Source organism: Marinobacter lacisalsi (assembly GCF_042651045.1).
GTDB lineage: Bacteria > Pseudomonadota > Gammaproteobacteria > Pseudomonadales > Oleiphilaceae > Marinobacter > Marinobacter lacisalsi.
This window is the reverse complement of the sequence record NZ_JBHSDI010000056.1, coordinates 29,069-48,999: the sequence shown is the minus strand read 5'-3', so window position 1 is coordinate 48,999 and position 19,931 is coordinate 29,069. Positions and strand designations below refer to the sequence as shown.

General features: G+C 60.9%; 22 protein-coding genes. 15 read left to right on the top strand and 7 right to left on the bottom strand.

Features of this window, described 5'->3' with window-relative positions; translation table 11 throughout:
* Positions 1-5: 5 nt before the first annotated feature.
* The 3 genes from ACFOZ5_RS15465 to ACFOZ5_RS15455 form a co-directional block, all read right to left on the bottom strand.
* Positions 6-428 carry an ExbD/TolR family protein gene (locus tag ACFOZ5_RS15465; protein ID WP_379888907.1) on the bottom strand — a complete coding sequence of 141 codons (423 nt, stop codon included), beginning with the start codon at positions 426-428 and terminating at the stop codon, positions 6-8.
* A 5-nt stretch (positions 429-433) separates the two neighbouring features.
* Positions 434-1,063, bottom strand: a complete 630-nt coding sequence (locus ACFOZ5_RS15460) for a MotA/TolQ/ExbB proton channel family protein (protein WP_379888905.1) — start codon at positions 1,061-1,063, stop codon at positions 434-436.
* Positions 1,064-1,151: 88 nt separating this feature from the next.
* Positions 1,152-3,500: a DNA internalization-related competence protein ComEC/Rec2 gene (locus tag ACFOZ5_RS15455; RefSeq protein WP_379888903.1), complete on the bottom strand. Its 2,349-nt coding sequence runs from the start codon at positions 3,498-3,500 to the stop codon at positions 1,152-1,154.
* Positions 3,501-3,605: 105 nt separating this feature from the next.
* Here ACFOZ5_RS15455 and ACFOZ5_RS15450 point away from each other — a divergent pair, with 105 nt between their 5' ends.
* On the top strand, positions 3,606-4,124 hold the full coding sequence (locus ACFOZ5_RS15450; protein ID WP_379888901.1) for a DUF2062 domain-containing protein: 519 nt from the start codon (positions 3,606-3,608) through the stop codon (positions 4,122-4,124).
* 10 nt (positions 4,125-4,134) lie between these two features.
* Here the strand turns inward: ACFOZ5_RS15450 and ACFOZ5_RS15445 are convergent, their stop codons facing one another.
* Positions 4,135-4,851: an ABC transporter ATP-binding protein gene (locus ACFOZ5_RS15445; protein ID WP_379888900.1), complete on the bottom strand. Its 717-nt coding sequence runs from the start codon at positions 4,849-4,851 to the stop codon at positions 4,135-4,137.
* Positions 4,844-6,085, bottom strand: a complete 1,242-nt coding sequence (locus ACFOZ5_RS15440; protein ID WP_379888898.1) for a lipoprotein-releasing ABC transporter permease subunit — start codon at positions 6,083-6,085, stop codon at positions 4,844-4,846. The genes ACFOZ5_RS15445 and ACFOZ5_RS15440 overlap by 8 nt, the downstream gene beginning before the upstream one ends.
* A 122-nt stretch (positions 6,086-6,207) precedes the next feature.
* Between ACFOZ5_RS15440 and ACFOZ5_RS15435 the strand changes: the two genes are divergently transcribed.
* The 9 genes from ACFOZ5_RS15435 (at position 6,208) to infA (ending at position 13,221) form a co-directional block, all read left to right on the top strand.
* A complete protein-coding gene (locus ACFOZ5_RS15435; RefSeq protein ID WP_379888896.1) occupies positions 6,208-6,798 on the top strand; it encodes a PilZ domain-containing protein in 591 nt (196 codons plus the stop codon).
* A gap of 41 nt (positions 6,799-6,839) precedes the next feature.
* Positions 6,840-7,145: a hypothetical protein gene (locus ACFOZ5_RS15430; protein ID WP_379888894.1), complete on the top strand. Its 306-nt coding sequence runs from the start codon at positions 6,840-6,842 to the stop codon at positions 7,143-7,145.
* A 175-nt stretch (positions 7,146-7,320) separates the two neighbouring features.
* Entirely contained in the window at positions 7,321-8,322 is a 1,002-nt protein-coding gene (locus ACFOZ5_RS15425; RefSeq protein ID WP_379888940.1) for an agmatine deiminase family protein, read from the top strand.
* On the top strand, positions 8,319-9,233 hold the full coding sequence (locus tag ACFOZ5_RS15420) for a carbon-nitrogen hydrolase (RefSeq protein ID WP_379888892.1): 915 nt from the start codon (positions 8,319-8,321) through the stop codon (positions 9,231-9,233). The genes ACFOZ5_RS15425 and ACFOZ5_RS15420 overlap by 4 nt, the downstream gene beginning before the upstream one ends.
* 22 nt (positions 9,234-9,255) lie before the next feature.
* Positions 9,256-10,173 (top strand): AAA family ATPase, encoded by a 918-nt coding sequence (locus ACFOZ5_RS15415; RefSeq protein WP_379888890.1) that lies wholly within the window; start codon positions 9,256-9,258, stop codon positions 10,171-10,173.
* A gap of 214 nt (positions 10,174-10,387) precedes the next feature.
* On the top strand, positions 10,388-11,341 hold the full coding sequence (gene trxB / locus ACFOZ5_RS15410) for a thioredoxin-disulfide reductase (protein WP_379888888.1): 954 nt from the start codon (positions 10,388-10,390) through the stop codon (positions 11,339-11,341).
* Between the two features lie 63 nt (positions 11,342-11,404).
* Positions 11,405-12,148 (top strand): leucyl/phenylalanyl-tRNA--protein transferase, encoded by a 744-nt coding sequence (aat, locus tag ACFOZ5_RS15405; protein WP_379888886.1) that lies wholly within the window; start codon positions 11,405-11,407, stop codon positions 12,146-12,148.
* Positions 12,145-12,870, top strand: coding sequence for an arginyltransferase (locus tag ACFOZ5_RS15400; RefSeq protein WP_379888884.1), 726 nt, complete (start codon positions 12,145-12,147; stop codon positions 12,868-12,870). The genes aat and ACFOZ5_RS15400 overlap by 4 nt, the downstream gene beginning before the upstream one ends.
* A 132-nt stretch (positions 12,871-13,002) precedes the next feature.
* Positions 13,003-13,221: a translation initiation factor IF-1 gene (gene infA, locus ACFOZ5_RS15395; RefSeq protein WP_008938619.1), complete on the top strand. Its 219-nt coding sequence runs from the start codon at positions 13,003-13,005 to the stop codon at positions 13,219-13,221.
* A gap of 128 nt (positions 13,222-13,349) precedes the next feature.
* Here the strand turns inward: infA and clpA are convergent, their stop codons facing one another.
* Complete coding sequence (gene clpA / locus ACFOZ5_RS15390) at positions 13,350-15,620, bottom strand: ATP-dependent Clp protease ATP-binding subunit ClpA (protein WP_379888882.1); 2,271 nt, start codon at positions 15,618-15,620, stop codon at positions 13,350-13,352.
* Positions 15,621-15,642: 22 nt separating this feature from the next.
* The gene (gene clpS / locus ACFOZ5_RS15385; RefSeq protein ID WP_379888880.1) at positions 15,643-16,011 is read right to left on the bottom strand and encodes an ATP-dependent Clp protease adapter ClpS; all 369 of its coding nucleotides are present in this window, start codon (positions 16,009-16,011) and stop codon (positions 15,643-15,645) included.
* Between the two features lie 561 nt (positions 16,012-16,572).
* On the opposite strand from clpS, the gene ACFOZ5_RS15380 reads away from it, so the two are divergent.
* The 5 genes from ACFOZ5_RS15380 (at position 16,573) to hflD (ending at position 19,921) form a co-directional block, all read left to right on the top strand.
* Positions 16,573-16,875 (top strand): cold shock domain-containing protein, encoded by a 303-nt coding sequence (locus ACFOZ5_RS15380; protein ID WP_379888878.1) that lies wholly within the window; start codon positions 16,573-16,575, stop codon positions 16,873-16,875.
* A gap of 73 nt (positions 16,876-16,948) precedes the next feature.
* Positions 16,949-17,575: a pseudouridine synthase gene (locus tag ACFOZ5_RS15375; protein ID WP_379888876.1), complete on the top strand. Its 627-nt coding sequence runs from the start codon at positions 16,949-16,951 to the stop codon at positions 17,573-17,575.
* A gap of 12 nt (positions 17,576-17,587) precedes the next feature.
* Positions 17,588-18,037, top strand: coding sequence for an NUDIX hydrolase (locus tag ACFOZ5_RS15370; protein ID WP_379888874.1), 450 nt, complete (start codon positions 17,588-17,590; stop codon positions 18,035-18,037).
* Positions 18,038-18,101: 64 nt separating this feature from the next.
* Entirely contained in the window at positions 18,102-19,274 is a 1,173-nt protein-coding gene (gene mnmA / locus ACFOZ5_RS15365; RefSeq protein ID WP_379888872.1) for a tRNA 2-thiouridine(34) synthase MnmA, read from the top strand.
* Positions 19,271-19,921, top strand: a complete 651-nt coding sequence (hflD, locus tag ACFOZ5_RS15360) for a high frequency lysogenization protein HflD (protein WP_379888870.1) — start codon at positions 19,271-19,273, stop codon at positions 19,919-19,921. The genes mnmA and hflD overlap by 4 nt, the downstream gene beginning before the upstream one ends.
* Positions 19,922-19,931 lie beyond the last annotated feature (10 nt).

Genomic DNA, 19,931 nt, shown 5'->3' with positions numbered 1-19,931 from the left:
CGGATTTACTGTTCGTCCGATGTGGGATCGGTGGTGAACTTGATCTTGGTAAAACCCAGTTTGCCGGCAACATCCATGGCCCTGATGACATATTCGTGTGCGGTACGGGCGTCCGCGGTGATCACAAACGGCAGGTCATCATCGCCACCGGAGGCGTCACGGATCGCCTGTGCAAGGGTATCCCTGCGATTATTGATCAGGGTACGCCCGTTGACAATGTAGTGGCCCTGGGCGTTTACCACCAGGTCAATCAGCTCCACATCCGCCGTTACCGGCTCGCCGTCCGCCTCGGGCAGCTGGATATTGAGGTGATTATCGTCCGGCAGGGTGGTCGACACCATCAGGAAAATCAGCAGCAGGAACACCACATCGATAAGGGGGGTAAGATCCACCCCCACCTCTCGGCTACGCTGGCGTTGGAATTTCACGGCCGTCAGGCTCCCTCAACGTCAATTTCGCGGTCGCCATGCACCACCTCTACCAGGCGGATGGCTTCCTGCTCCATACCCACCACCAAAGCCTCGATGCGGCGCAGCAGGTAGCGGTGGGCGATGAGGGCGGGAATGGCAACCGTCAGGCCGGCAGCGGTGGTCACCAGCGCTTCGGAAATGCCACCGGAGAGAGTGGCTATGTTGGCCGCTCCTTCCGTTCCCTGCATCTTGGCGAACACCTTGATCATGCCGATAACGGTACCGAGCAGACCCAGCAACGGAGAGATGGTGGCAATGGTACCCAGAGGGTTGAGGAACCGCTCCAGATCGTGGATGACCTGAGCCGCTTCCTGCTCGATGCTTTCCTTCATGACCTCACGGCCATGCTTGGCGTTCATCAGACCGCTGGCAAGAACCCGGCCGGTGGGAGACGAGGCCTGCAAGGCCTTGAGCTTGCGGCCGTTGAGCTCCTTGGCCTTGATCCAGCGCCACAGCTCCGACATCACATCCGGTGGTGCCACCCGCGATGGCCTGAGGGTCCACAACCGCTCCAGGATAATGGCAAGTGCCAGAATGGAGCACAACACAATCGGCACCATCAGAATGCCACCCGCTTTCAAAAGCTCAAACACGCACAGTCTCCCCTGATCTGTTATAAGCGGCGCTACTTTAGCATAGCCACGAAATCAGACCACACCCGAAAGCGACGTATGGGAAGAGTTACTCACTACTGACCGGCTCCGGCGCCCGGATCCAGAAGGGGGCATGGTCCCGCCAGCGCACAACACTCACCTGATCCGGCGACAGGTCCAGCCTCAGTGCGCCGGCATTGGCCGTATTCAGCAGGTCACTGCCAACGGCCCGGTATCGGCCCACGACATCCGGGTGTGGATGCCCGTAACGGTGCCGATAGCCTGCGGTAAAAATCACGGTCTCCGGGGCCAGCCGCGCCACAAATGACCGCCCAGAGGAGGTTTTGCTGCCGTGATGCGGGGCGATAAGAGTGAGGTCATATCCTTCAGACGTTGCCAGCGGCCATTCCGCGAGCATCGTCTGCTCAGTGTGTTCGGAAATATCCCCTGGCAACAACATCTGCTGGCTGCCAAACCGGATCAGCATCACGCAGGAGCGATCATTGGCGTCTCCCGACGGCTCTGGCACTGCCTGCCAGAAAAACACCTCCACGCCCCCCACTGTGACCGGCCCATGCCGATGGCAGGAAGCCACCCTGCGCCCTTCAATGTGCTCCAGGATCCTGCCCGGCTCACCGGAAATAATCCGCTCGGGGGCATAGCGACCAAACAGCGCCGACAGGCCGCCAGCGTGATCCTGGTCACCATGGCTGAGCACCAGGGTGCCCACGGAGCGGACGCCGATACGGTCAAAGGACGGTATCAACACGTCCGATACCGCGTTGTAGCCCGAGGCAGACTCCGGCCCGGTATCGTAAAGCAGCGTCTCATCCTGATGGCGAAGCAGCACCGAGAGCCCCTGCCCCACATCCCACACCCAGACCTGGGGTGCTTGCTGCCAACGGTTGCCTTTCGGCATACCCACGCCTGCCAGCATCAGCGCGACAACCAGCACCGCGCCCCACCGGAACCGACGATCCGGCACCCACAGGGCGGCCAGCACCGCAACGGCCACTGACAATGCCAGAAACAGCGGAATCCTGCCCGCAGGGAGCCCGAGACCTGCCAGGCTTTCCAGTACCCACCAAAGGACACCCAGCACACCGTCAAACAGCGCCCCGACCCAGTCGCCGGCATGCCCTGCGGATACCAGCAGCACCAGACCTCCCACCATCAACACGGGCATTACCAGCAGCGACAGCATCGGGATGGCCACGACATTGGCCACCAGCCCTGCCCATGCAGCGCCCTGATCAAGCACGGACAACACCGGCCAGAGACCGGCAAACACCGCTGCCTGGGCCAGCACCAGTGCGCGCAGGGCACCAGGCTGGCCCTGCCGTCGACTGAACACCAGAATCAGTACCGCCACGGCGCAGAATGACAGCCAGAAGCCCTGATCCAGTGGCGAGAGCGGGTCCAGCAGCAACACAGCGCCAAGAGCCAGCAACCAGCCATGCCAGGGCGTGGACAGTCGCCCCACCAGCAACAGCCAGCCGGCAACCACCACCATGACCAGGGCCCGTCGTGTCGGCACGGTAAACCCGGCAAGCAGTGCATAACCGAGGGCCACCACCGCCACCCCCAGCCAGAGCCACACCCGCAGGCACCGGGGTGACGATTCCCGACGCGGGATGCGCAGGGCCAGCCAGCGCAGCACCACAGCAGCCAGGGTTGCCACCAGACCCAGGTGCAGGCCCGATATGGCTACCAGATGAATGGTTCCCGAAGCTTCCAGCACCTGCCAGTGACGGCTATTCAGATCGCCGCGGTAACCGAGCAGCAGCGATAATGCCAGCCCGGTTTGCTCCATGCCGCCCAGCGCCTCACGTCCGGCAAGCACCCGTTCCTTACGCCATTGGTGGTAACGGCATGAAAGCAGGCAATGACTGGCAGGCGCAGCAACGACCTCACGAACGGACCCCGTGGCACCATATCCCTGACGGAACAGCCAGGTCTCGTAGCGGAATCCACCAGGGTTGACGGCACCGTGGGGACGCTTGAGGACGACCGTGGCGGTCATCGGGCTGGGCAGGTCCAGGGTGGCCTCATCCCTATACCACGACAGGCGCAGCCGCCCCGGCACACCCGCCGGACGACTGTCATCCACACAAAGGCTGAAGCGGACGCTGCCCCAGGCACCCGGGGAAGGCGCATCGCACACGTACCCGGAAACGGTCAGTTCGATGCCTTCGAGCTCCGGTGACAGGCGGTCGTCCAGCCGGCTCTGACTGGCCAGCGCGGCCCACGCCAGACCCAATACCAGACAGAGGGCCACCGACAGGTAACGACCCCACCGGCACTGCTGGCGCAATGCAAGAAGGGCCACCAGCAGCGTCATGCAGAAAACCGACACAAACAGTGCCCGAGGTGGCGTAAAAAGCCCTGAGTACAGTATGATGACGCCGCAGGCGAAGGCGGTGATCCTGGCCCCCATTGAGTCGACCGTCCTTGTCCATGAAAGGTAAATGCCCATCAACCAGGCTTACGGAACCCGGTTTGTCCTTGCCGGGCCTTCCAGGCAACCAGGCTTTTCTTCGTTATGCCGAAGAAGTTCATGAAACGCTACATCCCGTCACCGGAGAAAGTGCGCTCAATCGAGTCTCTGCACTTCCTCGGGGATATCCTTCATGAACCCAACCTGTGGCACATCAACCGGCACTGCATCGCGCGGGCGTTCCTGATAGGGGTTTTCCTGGCATTCATTCCCATGCCAGCGCAGATGCTGGCAGCGGCCTTCGGTGCAATCTGGTTCAACGCCAATCTGCCGCTGTCAGTGGCACTGGTGTGGATCAGCAACCCGCTGACCATGCCGCCCATTTTCTATTTCAATTACAAGGTCGGCGCCATGCTGCTGGACCGCCCGGTGATCACCTTCGAGTTCCAGCTTTCCTGGGGATGGCTCAGCGAACGCATCGTGGAAATCGGCATTCCCCTGTACATCGGCTCAATAGCCGTGGCCACCGTCCTTGCCTGCGTCAGCTACCTGGTTATCCAGTTCCTCTGGCGTCGCAGGGTACGAACAGACTGGCGCAGGCGCCGCATCCGTAGTAACACCTGAGACGCTCCGGTCAGCTGCCGTCAACCGGGTGCAGCTTGCCCTGCTCCAGCCGCAGCACACGGCCAAGGCCACGGGCAATAACCATATCGTGCGTAACCACCACAAACGCTATGCCCAGCCGGTCCCGCAGGCTCTCGATCAATTTCTGTACGCTGCCCCCTGTCTGCTCATCCAGGTTACCGGTGGGCTCATCCATCAGTACGCACTCGGGTTCGTTCACCAGGGCGCGGGCAATAGCCACCCGCTGACGTTCACCACCGGACAATTCGCCGGGCTTGTGATCCAGCCGCTCCGCCAGGCCCACCTGGGCCAGCATGGCGTCGGCCCGGTCCTGGGCTTCCCTGATAGCCATGCCACCCAGGGTACAGGCCAGCATGACGTTTTCCCGGGCGGAAAATTCCGGCAGCAGGTGGTGAAACTGGTAGACAAAGCCCAGGTGGCGGTTGCGGAATCGGGCCCTTCGGGCCTCCCCCATACGATGAATCTCCTCACCGCAGATAGCGATATGCCCTGATGACGGCTTATCAAGACCTCCCAGCAGGTTGAGCAGTGTGGTCTTGCCGGCGCCGCTGCTGCCCACGATGGCGACCGTCTCCCCGGCACCCACCGTCAGTGAGATGTCCGAGAAGATGGTCAGCGTAGCAGGGCCTTCCCGGTAGGTACGGGTGATATTCCGGCATTCAATAACGGGCCGCTGACTCGATTGCATGGATACGTCCTCACTCATACCTGAGAGCCTCCGCCGGGTCGACACGGGATGCCCGCCAGGCGGGGTAAATGGTTGCCAGCAGGCTCATGACCAGCCCGGCGCTGCTGATGATGGCCACGTCAGGCCACTGCAGGTCGGAGGGCAGATAGCTGATAAAATAGACATCGGCATTCAGGAACTGGTGATTCAGCAGATTCTCCAGGGCGCTGATCAGGTCGCTGATGTACCAGGCCCCGAGAATCCCCAGGGTGGTTCCCACCAGCGTGCCAAAGACCCCGATCACAGCTCCCTGGACCATGAATATGCGCATGATACGGCCCGGCGTTGCCCCCATGGTTCGCAGGATGGCGATATCGCCGGTCTTGTCAGTCACCACCATGACCAGGGTGGACACGATATTGAAAGCCGCCACCGCCACGATGAACATCAGCAGCAACCCGATGATGGTCTTTTCCATCTGGATGGCACTGAACAGGCTGCCGTGGGTACGGGTCCAGTCGGATATGTAATAGCGGCCACCAAGGCTCAGGGCGGCCTGCTCTGACACCGCCGGTGCGGCAAACAGGTCATCCACCAGCAGGCGCACCCCTTCCGCCAGGCCACCGGTACGCATCAGCTTGCTGGCATCCTCCATATGCACCAGGGTGTAGTTGCCATCCAGCTCCGCCCCGGTGCTGAAGATCCCCGCCACGGTAAATCGCTTGAGCCGGGGCATCACCCCTGCCGGGCTTACTGAAGCCTCCGGCAGCACAATGGTCAGGCGGTCGCCCACCTCCAGGCGCAGGCTGGCCGCCAGTGGGCGCCCCACGATAATGCCGAACTCGCCGGCCTTCAGGTCGTCAAGCTGCCCCTCGATCATCTGGCTGGAGATGATGGAAACGGTATCTTCCTGCTCCGGCACCACCCCCTTGATCAGCACGCCACGGACGTTGCCGCCTCCGGTGACCATGCCTTGCCCCTCGATAAAGGGGGCCGCTGCGAGCACCCGCGGGTGCTCAGTGACTTTCTGGTCCACTTCCTGCCAGTCGGCCAGATAGGGATCGCCCTTGACCACGGCGTGGGGCACCATGCCCAGCACTTTCTCCTTCAGTTCCCGGTCAAAGCCATTCATCACGGACAGTACGATGATCAGCACGGCAACGCCGAGCATCAGGCCTATCATGGACGTCAGGGATATAAAGGAAATAAAGTGGTTTCGTCGCTTGGCCGCGGTGTATCGCAAACCGATGTAAAACGAGAGAGGTCGAAACATACAGGTCGCCTGTCACTGCCGGAAGTCGAATCGGGTGCCCCCGCTTTCTTGCCATCGGGAAGCTGCTAAACTGTTCAAAAAACGGGTATTCTGTCGCCACCCGCCGCTGCCCTGGAGCCAAAATGTCGCCAGATCAATACAGACCCGACCGCCGGGATTTTTTCCGCATCGAGGACCGGATCGGCCTGGAGTACCGTCGGCTTGGCCACGGCGAAACCGGGGCTGGCAATCCTTTCGCCGAGGATCACCTGGACAGCCTCAAAGCGGAACTGAAGCGCCTGGACCAGGAATTCCGCAACCAGCTTCCTGTGCTGGCGGAGCGGGACCGGCTGACGGCCGCTCTGCTCAAGTCCCTGAACGGCAAGGTTGATACATTGGCGCGCATTATGGCCTTTGAGCAAAATCCGTTGCAACCGGAACAGTGGCGGGACGTCACCCTGAGTGAAGGCGGTGTAAGTTTTCAGGTCGTTGCCGGTGAGCTGTCCCCGGGTGATATTCTGGCCCTGCGCCTGACACTGCCACCGGAGCTCTACCGGCCCCAGGCGAAGGCGGAAGTGATTGAGGTGACGCCCCTTGAGAGCCCTCAGGACGCCAGCCTGACACTTGTACATACCTCATTTATTGACATACAGGACGCTGACCGGCAGCAGATTGCGAAACACGTCATGGGATGGCAGATCCGACAGAGACAGAGCGGCGAACCATCGCAATAATGAACCGAGCCATCATTAAAGAAGTTTCAGGAGAGCTGACAATGAACAAGCTGATGTCCGTAGCCGCCGCTGCGAGTCTTGCCATAACGGCACTGGGAACCGGGTTCGCCCCCCAGGCCCAGGCAGAACAGGTAAAAGTACCCGTGATGTCCCAGGGTGAGCGTGGTTCCATGGCACTGCCGAAAACCGGCCAGTCCAGGGAAACGGTGCGTCAGCGTTTTGGCGATCCGGTCAGCACCTCCGGCCCCGTGGGCGACCCTCCCATCTCCCAGTGGCACTATGACGACTTCGTGGTCTACTTCGAGTACAACCACGTTATTCATACCGTAGCCCGACACGCCCGCTGATTGACGTGAGCGGGCGCCTGCGCGCCTGACGTAACGCCATCAAACCGGTAGAATGCGGAAACCCGACGCAGGACCCCCTTTGACCGGTTCCTGACCGTGAACCCCTGACAGGATGGTTGCAATTTTGACCTCGACACGCGTGATGCCTGCCGAATGGGCACCCCAGAGTGCCGTAATGCTGACCTGGCCCCACCCCGGGACCGACTGGTTCAGCCGACTCAAGGAAGTGGAACCGGTTTTCCTGGCCATTGCCCGGGCGGTTCTGCGATTCGAGAACCTGCTGATCAGTTGCGAGCATGTGTTCCGGGCGGAACAGCTCGACAGGGAACTGAACGCATGGGCCCGCGAAAACGGCCTGCCGGGCAGAGCCCACTGTGTACCCGCGCCCTCCAACGACACCTGGGCAAGGGACCACGGTCCCATCACGGTACAGACCAGTGATGGCACCCGCCTGCTGGATTTCCGCTTCAACGCCTGGGGCGGGAAGTTTCCCTGGGAAAAGGACAATGCCCTTAACCATCACCTGGCCACGGCAGGCTGCTTTGGCGATATCCCCCTGGATACGGTGGATTTCGTGCTGGAGGGAGGCTCCATCGAATCCGATGGCGAGGGCACGGTCATGGTCACCAGCGAATGCCTGATGAGCCCCTCCCGCAATCCCGATTACGACCGGGCGGCCATAGAGGCCCTGCTGGGTGAGACCATCGGCGCCAACCGGGTGCTCTGGCTCAACCATGGTTACCTGGCCGGTGACGATACCGACAGCCACATTGACACCCTGGCCCGCTTCTGCGGCCCCGACCGGATCTGCCACGTCCGCTGTGACGACCCGTCCGACGAGCATTACCCGGCCCTTGCCGCCATGGAAGAGGAACTGCGCCAGTTCCGCCAGGCCGACGGCTCCCCTTACCAGCTCACTCCGCTGCCCTGGCCTGATGCAATACTGGACGAACATGGTGAACGCCTGCCGGCAACCTACGCCAATTTCCTGATCATCAACGGCGCTGTGCTGGTTCCCGTTTACGACGTTGCCCAGGACGAGGCCGCACTGACTACCTTCCGGGAATTGTTCCCGGAGCGGGAGATCATCCCCATCCAGTGCCGTCCGCTGGTAGAGCAACACGGCAGCCTGCACTGCGTCACCATGCAGTTACCCCGGGGTGTGGTGGAACTATGACCGGCAACCGATACCTCAGGGTCGCGGCCATCCAGCAGACTTGCAGCGCCGACAAGACCGCCAGCCTCGACACGCCCGAGCGGCTGGTCAGGCAGGCAGCGAATGAGGGCGCGCAACTGGTGGTTTTGCAGGAACTGCACGCCACCCATTACTTCTGCCAGACGGAAGATACATCAACATTCGACCTGGCGGAGCCCGTCCCCGGCCCGACCACCGACAGGCTTGGCGCGCTGGCAGGGGAACTGGGGGTTGTGCTGGTAGGGTCGGTGTTCGAGCGCCGCATGAATGGCGTTTACCACAATACCGCCGTGGTGCTGGAAACCGACGGCTCCCTTGCCGGCATCTACCGCAAGATGCACATTCCCGACGACCCCGGGTTCTATGAAAAATTCTACTTCACGCCCGGCGATGCCGCCTTTAACGATGGTCGCAACGGTTTCACACCCATTGACACCTCTGTCGGCCGGCTGGGCATTCTGGTCTGCTGGGACCAGTGGTATCCGGAAGCCGCCCGCCTGATGGCGCTGGCTGGCGCAGAACTGCTGATCTATCCCACCGCCATCGGCTGGGACACCACCGACGATCCCGAAGAGCAGGCCCGGCAACTGGACGCCTGGGTCACCGTGCAGCGGGGCCACGCCGTCGCCAACGGCCTGCCGGTGATCGCACCCAATCGGGTTGGCACAGAGCCCGACCCTTCCGGCCAGTCCGCCGGCATCCGCTTCTGGGGTAACAGTTTTATCTGCGGCCCCCAGGGCGAGATACTCGACCGGGCAGACGATCATCAGGAAACTATCCTGACAGTAGATATCGACCAGAGTCGCAGCGAGTCCGTTCGCCGCCTATGGCCGTACCTGAGAGACAGGCGCATCGACGCCTATGCAGACATCCTCAAACGGGTACGGGACTGACACCTTATACATCGGGCTTTCCATGAAGAAACTGATCGACGCCGCGATCACCGAACTCAACCACATTGTCCTGGGGAAGGAGCCCCAGATCCGACTGGCCCTGTGCGGGCTGCTTGCCCAGGGCCACCTGCTGATCGAGGACATCCCCGGCATGGGCAAGACCACCCTGTCCCATGCCCTGGCCAAGGTCATGGGGCTGAGTTACCAGCGAATCCAGTTCACCAACGACCTGCTGCCGGCAGACGTTCTGGGTTTTTCCATGTACGACCGTGAGGCCGGCTCCCTGATCTTTCACCAGGGGCCCATCTTCGCCCAGGTGGTGCTGGCCGACGAAATCAATCGTGCCTCGCCGCGCACCCAGAGTGCCCTGCTGGAGGCCATGGAGGAGCGGCAGGTGTCCATCGAGGGTGAGACACGCCCACTGCCCCTGCCGTTCTTTGTCATCGCCACCCAGAACCCGGCGGAACAGGGCGGCACCTACCCCCTGCCGGAATCCCAGCTCGATCGCTTCCTGATGCGCCTGCGGCTGGGCTACCCGGACCCGAAGGCCGAGCGTGAACTGCTGGAGGGTGAAGACCGGCGCCGGATGACCGAAAGACTGCGCACCATGTTCCACACGGAAGACCTGAAGACCCTGCAGGAAGGCGTGGCCAGGGTCAGCGTGAGCCCGGCCCTGCTGGATTACGTTCAGAACCTGCTGGAAGAGAGCCGCCGCATGCCAGGCCTGCTATATGGCCTGTCTCCCCGGGCCGGCCTCGGCCTGGTACGGGCGTCGCGGGCATGGGCCCTGATGGAGGGCCGCCACCATGTGCTGCCGGACGACGTGCAGACGGTATTCCCGGCCATCGCCGCCCATCGCCTGGAACAGGGCGACAGTGGCAAGGGGGAGCAGCGGGTCAGGCAACTCCTTGATCAGGTACCGGTGATTGGCCGCGGCTGATAACCGCTCACCGGATCACAGATAGCAAGGTTCAATGACCGGAATTGCGGCAATCAAATTCGCGTTTCGGGTATACCTTGGTATCCTTTCCTGCCTCAGAAACTCCGTAACGGACCTTGATGGACAGCCGGACGCCCCGATATTCATAATAACGGCCGCCAGACACCTTAGTGTCCCGGAACCATCGCCACCGAGAACCGAAGAGACACGAGCAATGACCGACACCAAGCACTCCCGACTGATCATCCTGGGCTCCGGCCCCGCCGGCTACACCGCCGCCGTTTACGCGGCCCGGGCCAACCTTCAGCCTACTCTGATTACCGGCATCGAAGTGGGCGGCCAGCTCACCACCACGACTGACGTGGATAACTGGCCCGGTGACAATGACGGTGTCCAGGGGCCGGAACTCATGCAGCGTATGCTCAAGCATGCCGAGCGGTTCGAGACCAATGTGATCTATGACACCATCAATGAGGCTGACCTGCGCAATCGCCCATTCCGTCTCAAGGGCGACAGCGGCGAATACACCTGCGATGCGCTGATTATCGCTACCGGGGCCTCTGCCATGTACCTGGGGCTGGAGTCTGAGGAAAAGTTCAAGGGTCAGGGCGTATCCGCCTGCGCCACCTGCGATGGCTTCTTCTACAAGAAGCAGAAAGTCGCGGTTATCGGTGGCGGCAATACCGCGGTTGAGGAAGCGCTGTACCTGTCGAACATTGCCGATGAGGTGACCCTCGTCCATCGTCGTGACAAGCTCCGCGCCGAGAAGATCCTGCAGGACAAACTGTTCGAGAAAGCCGAAAACGGCAACGTGAACATTGTCTGGGACCACACCCTGGATGAGGTACTGGGCGACGGCACCGGTGTGACCGGCATGCGCATACGCAACACCAAGGATGGCAGCACCCGGGAGCTGGACCTGGCCGGCGTATTCATCGCCATTGGCCATCGCCCGAATACCGAGCTGTTCGAAGGCCAACTGGATATGGAAGGCGGTTATATCCGCATCCGTAGCGGCCTCGAAGGTATGGCAACCCAGGCCAGTGTGCCCGGGGTTTTCGCCGCCGGCGATGTGGCGGACCACGTCTACCGTCAGGCCGTCACCTCTGCCGGTTTCGGCTGCATGGCCGCGCTTGATGCCGAGAAGTTCCTGGACCAGCAGGGCTGAGTCTGACCCTGCGACCCACCCACCCTGGCCGCCGGCCCGGGTGGGCAAGACGAGGCAGCCCCGATGAGCGCCCTGCCCTGGCTTGACCCAGACTACCTTTGGTTTCCTCCGGCAGAGGAGGCCCTTCGTGAACCCGATGGCCTGCTCGCCCTCGGAGGCGACCTGTCGCCTGAACGCCTGCTGCATGCCTACCGGCATGGCATTTTCCCCTGGTTCAGCGACGACCAGCCGATCCTCTGGTGGTCACCCGACCCCCGCTGCGTACTCTTTCCCGATGAGGTTCATGTATCCCGCAGCCTACGCCGGACCCTGAACCAGAAGCGCTTCAGGATAACCACAGACAAAGTCTTCCGCCGCATCATCCGGCTTTGCGCCTCCACACGCCCGGAAGGCACCTGGATTACCGACGAGATGGAGCAGGCCTATATCGAGCTCCACCGCCGGGGCCACGCCCATTCCATCGAGGCCTGGAATCACAGGGACGAATTGGTGGGCGGCCTCTACGGGCTGGCTATCGGACGCTGTTTCTTTGGCGAGTCCATGTTTTCCCTCGAAACCAACGCCTCCAAGGTGATATTGGTGCACCTGTGCGGAGAACTGAGGCGCTCGGGCTTTCGGATAATGGACTGTCAGGTGGAGAGCCCTCATTTGCTGCGAATGGGCGCGAGGACTATTCCCAGGCGGGAATTCCTGACTATACTGGAGGAGAATGTGGGTCAACCACCCCGCCATGATAGCTGGCGGCTGGACTGGACCTGGAATGACCGACGCCCGGAAGACCACACAGGGTTGAGGAACACTGAATGAGCAGCCTGAGAACGCTGGTATTTTTTGCCACACCGGCCCACAGCTGCAGTTACCTGCCTGGCCGCAACGCCACCACCATGTTTGTGGACCCGCGGGCGAATGTGGACAAGCGGCTCTACTCCCAGCTCACCGCCCTGGGCTTTCGTCGCAGCGGCTCCCATTATTATCGTCCCCACTGCGAGTACTGCAACGCCTGCATCCCCGTCCGCCTGGACGCCCGGGTGTTTCACCCTGACCGGTCCCAGCGGCGGGTATGGAAGCGCAACCAGGATGTCACCTTCAAGCTGGTGCCAGCGCAATTCTCCGAGCGTTATTATCGGCTGTACGAACGATACATCAATGAACGCCACGCCGATGGTGATATGTACCCGCCATCCCGGGACCAGTTTCAGTCGTTCCTTGTCGAAGGTGCCACCGATAGCTGGTTTCTGGAGATGAATGTGGATGACAAGCTGATTGGCCTCGCCGTCCTGGACCAATTGGAAGATGGACTGTCCGCCATCTACACCATGTTCGACCCGGATCATGATCAGCGCAGCCTGGGCACACTGGCCATCCTCTGGCAGGTCCGCGAGGCGAGGGAGCGGGGGCTCCCCTGGGTGTATCTGGGCTACTGGATCCGCGAAAGCCGGAAGATGAACTACAAAACCCGTTATCGTCCCATCGAGGCCCTTATCGATGGGACCTGGCAGGAATTTGATCCGGATTCAGGCGATTACTGACGAACCTCCTTCGGCAATGGCATGGGAAAAACCTTCGTCGAATCGACGCTTTTTTTGCCAATCGCCTGCAAATGAGGCAGAATTGCGCCATTCCGGAATCAGGGAAACCCAATCAAGCGAGGTTCTTACTGAATGGCGAAATCAGATGTCATTGAAATGGAAGGCGTTATTGTTGATACCCTTCCCAATACCATGTTCCGTGTGGAGCTGAGCAACGGACACGTTGTGACCGCCCACATCTCCGGCAAGATGCGCAAGAATTACATCCGCATCCTCACTGGCGACAAGGTCAAGGTCGAGCTGACTCCCTACGACCTGAGCAAGGGCCGTATCGTCTACCGCGCCCGTTAATGCCGCCAGCCTGCCGGGCTGTTTGAACAGCGGCCTGACATCTGCGCAAAAAAAGCCCCGCTCTGGCGGGGCTTTGTTGTTGGTGAAAGCCAGAATATCAGCGGAAGCCCGGGCTGAGCCCGGAGCGTCTAGACCGCTTCGGCAGGTTCATCCTCGTATTCAAACACCAGCTCTTCGTCCTTGAGGTGAACATTCACCTCGCCTCCATTCTCGGACAGCGCACCAAACAGGATCTGCTCCGCCAGCGGGCGCTTGATCTTGTCCTGGATCAGGCGGGCCATCGGGCGGGCACCCATGGTCGGGTCATACCCCTTCTCCGCCAGCCAGAGCTTGGCCTCATCATCCACATGCAGCACCACGTGTTTCTCATCAAGCTGGGCCTGCAATTCGGTCAGGAACTTGTCTACCACGTGGGTGATGATTTCCGGTGCCAGTCCGCCAAACTGGATAATGGAATCCAGGCGGTTGCGGAATTCCGGCGTGAACATCTTGTTGATCACCTCCATGCCATCCGTGCTGTGGTCCTGCTCCTGGAAACCAATGGAACGACGGCTGATATCTTCCGCCCCCGCGTTGGTGGTCATTACCAGGATCACATGACGGAAGTCTGCCTTGCGGCCGTTATTGTCGGTCAGGGTGCCGTGGTCCATCACCTGCAGCAGCAGGTTGAACACTTCCGGGTGCGCCTTCTCGATTTCATCCAGCAGCAGCACGCAGTGCGGGTGCTTGTTGACGGACTCGGTCAGCAGGCCACCCTGGTCAAAACCAACGTAGCCCGGAGGCGCACCAATCAACCGTGACACGGTATGGCGCTCCATGTACTCCGACATGTCGAAGCGGACCAGTTCGATGCCCAGTACCTTGGCCAACTGCCGGGTTACCTCGGTCTTGCCCACACCCGTGGGACCGGCGAACAGGAAAGCGCCTTCCGGCTTTTCCGGTGCCTTGAGCCCGGCCCGGGCCAGCTTGATGGCATTGGACAGGGACTCGATAGCCGGATCCTGGCCGAATACGGTCATCTTCAGGTCCCGCTCCAGGTTGCGCAGCAGGTCCTTGTCGTTGCTGGACACACTCTTCGGCGGAATGCGGGCAATGGTGGCCACCACGTCCTCAATGGCCGACACGCCAATCACCTTGCGGCGCTTGGCTTCCGGCAGCAGACGCTGACGGGCGCCAGCCTCGTCGATGACATCAATGGCCTTGTCCGGCAGATGGCGATCAGAGATGTACCGGTCCGCCATTTCCGCCGCCACACGCAGGGCCTTGTCGGTGTACTTGAGATCGTGGTGTTTCTCGAAGTGGGGCTTCAACCCCTTGAGGATCTGATAGGTATCCTCAACGCTGGGCTCGTTCACATCAATCTTCTGGAAACGACGGGCCAGTGCGCTGTCTTTCTCGAAAATCCCCCGGAATTCGGAGAACGTGGTGGAGCCAATGCAGCGGATTTCGCCGGAACTGAGCATCGGCTTGAGCAGGTTGGAGGCATCCATGACACCACCAGAAGCGGAACCGGCACCGATAATGGTGTGGATCTCGTCAATGAACAGGATGGCCCGTTTTTCCTTCTTGAGCTCGGCCAGCAGGCCTTTCAGCCGCTTCTCGAAGTCCCCCCGGTACTTGGTGCCGGCCAGCAGCGCGCCCAGATCCAGGGAGTAGACCACCGCATCGGAAATGATATCGGGCACCTGGCCGTCCACGATGCGACGGGCAAGCCCCTCGGCAATGGCGGTCTTGCCAACACCGGCTTCGCCCACCAACAGCGGATTGTTCTTGCGGCGGCGCACCAGGATCTGCACCACCCGCTCAACCTCGTGCTCACGGCCGATCAGCGGGTCAATACGACCCTGACGGGCCTGTTCGTTCAGGTTGGACGCATAGGCTTCCAGCGGACGGTTGGAGGAACCCTCCTCGGCACCTTCCTCCTGGGCAGCCGGATCCTGGGCCTCCTGGTCCTCGGCGCCCTGAACCCTGGAGATGCCGTGGGAAACAAAGTTGACCACATCAATGCGGGCAATATTCTGTTTCTTCAGCAGGTAAACCGCCTGGCTCTCCTGCTCGCTGAAGATGGCCACCAGCACATTGGCGCCGGTCACTTCCTTCTTGCCAGAAGACTGTACATGGAAAACCGCCCGCTGCAGCACGCGCTGGAATCCCAGGGTCGGCTGGGTTTCCCGCTCATTGTCACTGCCGGGGATCAGGGGCGTGGTGGAATCCACGAACTCGGTCAGCTCATCCTGCAGACGTTGCATATCTGCCCCGCAGGCTTTGAGGACGCCCACAGCTGAATCGTTGTCAAGCAATGCCAGTAGCAGGTGCTCTACCGTCATGAATTCATGACGCTTGTCCCGGGCATTCCGGAAAGCGGCATTCAGCGTAATTTCTAGATCTTTGCTCAGCATGGGCCACCCCGCATAAGGTCAGTCAGTCCGCACGTTCAATCTCGCACAGCAGCGGATGCTCGCACTCGGAGGAATACTGGTTCACCTGCGCTGCTTTCGTTTCCGCGATGTCCCGGGTATACACCCCACATACGGCCTTTCCCTGCGTATGGACGAGCAGCATCACCTGCGTCGCCTTTTCTTCGTTCATGGCGAAGAACTTCATTAACACATCCACAACAAAATCCATGGGCGTGTAATCGTCGTTCAGGAGGACCACCTGATATCGGGCGGGCCGCTTCAGAGCCGGTTTTTCCGGCGCCACACTGACGCCGTCCTCGCGACCGGGCTCGCCCTGATCGTCGTGATCCCCCTGACTCAATACTAGTAGAGAATTTCTCAGAGTTCGCATGATTCTCTTACCGGATGTCGGTTTCTGTGACATAAGATGGGTGTCCGGAGGCGGGTTTTCAAGATCGGCAATGCTCTGCTGTGCCCCTGGACGCCATCTTGCCGCTCCCATTCGCCAGACTGCACGCAACATTTCGCGGCACAATCATGGCCTCCTGGACAAACCAGCAACCGACACAGTTACGACAGCAGAACCGCCACCGGGTTCAATGAAACATGATACCGCGTCGCGCCCTCCTTCAACCAGTGCAGAGCAGCACCCGCCAGCCATACGCCCGGACCGAAAGGACAACCGGCCTTAGACTACCTGCTTTTATAAAATTTATTGCTATAACCCAACGATACAAAAAAACAGAAAACCTGTAGATATCATTGCGCCATATACCCCCATAACAATGATGTAATGTGCACAATCAGTGATTCCCGCAACTTTGGTGTTGACTCCCACCAGTGAATGGTCAAAAGTAAATCCTGCAATGTAAAATTGTGTAAAACACCGTAGCGCACGGCCTCACTGAGGCCAACGGCTACGACAGATAATGACAGGACAAGGGAGTTCATCATGCCAAGGGGCAAAGTAAAGTGGTTCAATAACGCCAAGGGTTATGGCTTCATTATCGAAGAGGGCTGCAGTGATGACCTGTTTGCACATTTCTCCTCGGTACAAATGGAAGGGTACAAAACCCTGAAAGCCGGACAGCCGGTAACCTTTGAAAAGAAACCCAGCGACAAGGGCGTTCACGCCGTAAACATCGTCCCGGAGCAACAACCGGCAGCGAAAGGCCAGGAGTCCCGTACAACCCGGGACGACGCCGAACAGGAACGGGGCCACACCAGTAACGTGGTGCGCATGGTCAACGGCTGAGTCGGAACCGACAGCACCGTGATCATAAGCCATTCCCGGCTGCTAATGGATGTCAGTCTGTTAACATGCCGGAATGGCTGCCCTTATTCTTCTCAACAAACCCTTCCAGACGCTCTGCCAGTTCAGTGATGACCAGGGGCGCGCAACCTTGGGTGATTACGTGGATATACCCGGCGTCTATCCTGCCGGGCGACTGGATTATGACTCCGAAGGCCTCGTCCTGCTGACCAGCGACGGCGGACTACAACATCGAATCGCTTCCCCCCGCCAGAAAATGACCAAGACTTACCTGGTTCAGGTCGAAGGAGAGATCAGTGACGAGGCACTTGAGCGACTGCGACGGGGGCTCGACCTCAAGGATGGGCCCACCCGACCCGCCGCTGCACAACGCATTGATCCGCCAGCTCTGTGGCCCCGCCATCCGCCGGTACGTGAGCGCGCCAACATTCCCACATCCTGGCTGGAACTGAAGCTCACCGAAGGCCGCAACCGGCAGGTACGTCGCATGACGGCCGCAACCGGTTACCCTACCCTGCGCCTTGTACGCTGGCGCATCGGCGAGTGGAGCGTTGACGGCCTCGCCCCCGGCGAATCCCGCAGCCTGACGGTTCATCTCCCGGCTCGCGCCCGTGCGCCCGCCAGGGCTCCAAATCGCCCAGGGCGAAAGCCCGATAAGCGCAGGACCCGACACAAAACCTGACTGAGGATCCCCATGACCTGGAAGCCACACGCTACCGTTGCCGTTATCGTTGAAGACCCCCAGGGCCGCTTCCTGCTGGTGGAAGAACGAATCAATGGCGAGGTCGTCTTCAACCAGCCCGCCGGCCACATTGAGGAAGGCGAGGCTGTCACCGATGCCGCCTGCCGGGAAGCCCTGGAGGAAACCGGCTGGGAGGTTGAGCCCCAGGCGTTTCTGGGCATGTACCGGTACATTGCCCCAGCCAATGGTGTCACCTACTTCCGTTTCTGTTTTGCCGCCAGCCCGCTGCGCCACGTCACCGACCAGCTCGATGACGACATCGTCGCCGCCCACTGGCTGACCCTGGACGAGATCCGGAACCTCGGCGACCGGCTACGCAGCCCCATGGTGCTTGACTGCATACTGGATTACCGAGAAGGACGCCAGTTCCCGCTGGACGTCATTGTGGAGCCGGAAGCGTGACCGGCACAAAGGATGTTACAATTTCGCCCCTGACATTCACCGGTAACCAGTACCTGTTAGCGCCATGAACCAGCCTGCCCCCAGAAAACCAGAAGATACCCGGGTCATTGTCGGCATGTCCGGCGGTGTCGACTCCTCCGTGGCCGCATGGCTGCTGAAGGACCAGGGATACCAGGTGGAAGGCCTGTTCATGAAGAACTGGGACGAGGACGACGGCACCGAGTACTGCACCGCCATGACCGATCTTGCCGACGCCCAGGCGGTGGCCGGGGCCATTGGCATCCCTCTGCATACCGCCAGCTTTGCCGCGGAGTACTGGGACCGGGTGTTCGAACACTTCCTGTCGGAATACAGTGCTGGCCGCACTCCCAACCCGGATATCCTCTGCAACAAGGAAGTGAAGTTCAGGGCGTTCCTGGACTACGCCGTGACCCTCGGCGCCGACTTTATCGCCACCGGCCACTATACCCGTCAGCGCCCGGACCCGGATCATCCCGACCGGGCCCAGTTGCTCAAGGGCCTGGACAACAACAAGGACCAGAGCTATTTCCTGCATGCCGTGTCCGGCGAGCGGGTCGCCCGAACCCTGTTTCCGGTGGGTGAGCTGGAAAAACCCGAGGTTCGCCGCATCGCCGAGGCGCAGGGTTTCGTCACCCACGACAAGAAAGACTCCACCGGTATCTGCTTTATCGGGGAGCGCAAGTTCAGCGACTTCCTCAAGCAATACCTGCCGGCACAGCCCGGCGAAATCCAGACACCGGATGGCCAGGTCATCGGCCGCCACCAGGGCCTGATGTACCACACCATTGGCCAGCGCCAGGGGCTGGGTATCGGCGGCCTGTCGGGCTTCAGTGATGACCCCTGGTACGTGGCCGAAAAGGACCTCCAGCGGAACGTGCTGATTGCCGTCCAGGGCAAGCACCACCCCCTGCTGTTCTCCCGCGGCCTGCTCAGCGGCCCGGTGGACTGGGTTGCCGGGGAACCACCGGCGCAGCGCTTCCGCTGCAAGGCCAAGACCCGCTACCGCCAGCCGGACCAGGACTGCGAGGTTACCGTCACCGGCCAGGGTACCCGTGTGATCTTTGACGAGGCCCAGCGGGCAGTCACCCCGGGCCAGTCAGTGGTCTTCTATGACGGTGAAGTCTGCCTCGGCGGCGCGGTCATCGAGACCACCTGGCGAGACGACCAGGAGGACCCCACGGCGTCGATCACGGGCGTGAAGGCGGAGGCGTCTTGAGCAAGTCCCTGACCGACCAGACCCTGGCCCTGGCAGGTGTTTTCCAGGCCGCCACCCTGGTCAGCCAGGTGGCCCACCAGGGGCGCTGTGCCGAGTCCTCCCTGGAAACCAGTCTGCGTTCGCTGTTTGTGACCAGCCCGGACAACACCCTGGATGTCTACGGCGGGGAACTGATGAACCTGCGTGAAGGTCTGGACGCCCTCGCCAAGATCCTCAGCAACCAGACCCGTCAGCAGGACATGGATATTCTCCGCTACAGCCTGAACCTCATTCAGCTGGAATCCAGCCTCAATCGCAAGCGGGACATGATGGGCGCCATCGGCGAGCGTATTGACCAGGCACGCCATACCGCCAACCATTTCGGTTATGTGCATGGCAACCTGATTGGCAACCTGGCCTCCATTTACACGGACACCATCAGCACCTTCCGTCTGCGTATTCAGGTCACCGGCGACCCGTCCGTACTGCAACGGGAAGATAACGCCGCCAGGGTCCGGGCCCTGCTGCTCGCTGGTATCCGCTCGGCGGTACTCTGGCGTCAGACCGGCGGGCGTCGCTGGCAGTTGATCTTCCGTCGCCGCAAGGTGGCCGCCATCGCCCGGGAACTGGCGGAAAAGGCCAACCAGTCGGTCTACCATTCCGAATAACTTCCCCCAT

Coding starts and splice junctions, on each gene's coding strand:
- ACFOZ5_RS15450 (WP_379888901.1), top strand. CDS start 3,606: ATGCCGAAGAAGTTCATGAAACGCTACATCCCGTCACCGGAGAAAGTG.
- ACFOZ5_RS15370 (WP_379888874.1), top strand. CDS start 17,588: ATGACCTGGAAGCCACACGCTACCGTTGCCGTTATCGTTGAAGACCCC.
- ACFOZ5_RS15420 (WP_379888892.1), top strand. CDS start 8,319: ATGACCGGCAACCGATACCTCAGGGTCGCGGCCATCCAGCAGACTTGC.
- clpA (WP_379888882.1), bottom strand. CDS start 15,620: ATGCTGAGCAAAGATCTAGAAATTACGCTGAATGCCGCTTTCCGGAAT.
- ACFOZ5_RS15375 (WP_379888876.1), top strand. CDS start 16,949: ATGGCTGCCCTTATTCTTCTCAACAAACCCTTCCAGACGCTCTGCCAG.
- aat (WP_379888886.1), top strand. CDS start 11,405: ATGAGCGCCCTGCCCTGGCTTGACCCAGACTACCTTTGGTTTCCTCCG.
- ACFOZ5_RS15380 (WP_379888878.1), top strand. CDS start 16,573: ATGCCAAGGGGCAAAGTAAAGTGGTTCAATAACGCCAAGGGTTATGGC.
- ACFOZ5_RS15455 (WP_379888903.1), bottom strand. CDS start 3,500: ATGGGGGCCAGGATCACCGCCTTCGCCTGCGGCGTCATCATACTGTAC.
- ACFOZ5_RS15440 (WP_379888898.1), bottom strand. CDS start 6,085: ATGTTTCGACCTCTCTCGTTTTACATCGGTTTGCGATACACCGCGGCC.
- trxB (WP_379888888.1), top strand. CDS start 10,388: ATGACCGACACCAAGCACTCCCGACTGATCATCCTGGGCTCCGGCCCC.
- mnmA (WP_379888872.1), top strand. CDS start 18,102: ATGAACCAGCCTGCCCCCAGAAAACCAGAAGATACCCGGGTCATTGTC.
- clpS (WP_379888880.1), bottom strand. CDS start 16,011: ATGCGAACTCTGAGAAATTCTCTACTAGTATTGAGTCAGGGGGATCAC.
- ACFOZ5_RS15400 (WP_379888884.1), top strand. CDS start 12,145: ATGAGCAGCCTGAGAACGCTGGTATTTTTTGCCACACCGGCCCACAGC.
- ACFOZ5_RS15425 (WP_379888940.1), top strand. CDS start 7,321: ATGCTGACCTGGCCCCACCCCGGGACCGACTGGTTCAGCCGACTCAAG.
- ACFOZ5_RS15445 (WP_379888900.1), bottom strand. CDS start 4,851: ATGAGTGAGGACGTATCCATGCAATCGAGTCAGCGGCCCGTTATTGAA.
- ACFOZ5_RS15415 (WP_379888890.1), top strand. CDS start 9,256: ATGAAGAAACTGATCGACGCCGCGATCACCGAACTCAACCACATTGTC.
- infA (WP_008938619.1), top strand. CDS start 13,003: ATGGCGAAATCAGATGTCATTGAAATGGAAGGCGTTATTGTTGATACC.
- ACFOZ5_RS15435 (WP_379888896.1), top strand. CDS start 6,208: ATGTCGCCAGATCAATACAGACCCGACCGCCGGGATTTTTTCCGCATC.
- ACFOZ5_RS15430 (WP_379888894.1), top strand. CDS start 6,840: ATGAACAAGCTGATGTCCGTAGCCGCCGCTGCGAGTCTTGCCATAACG.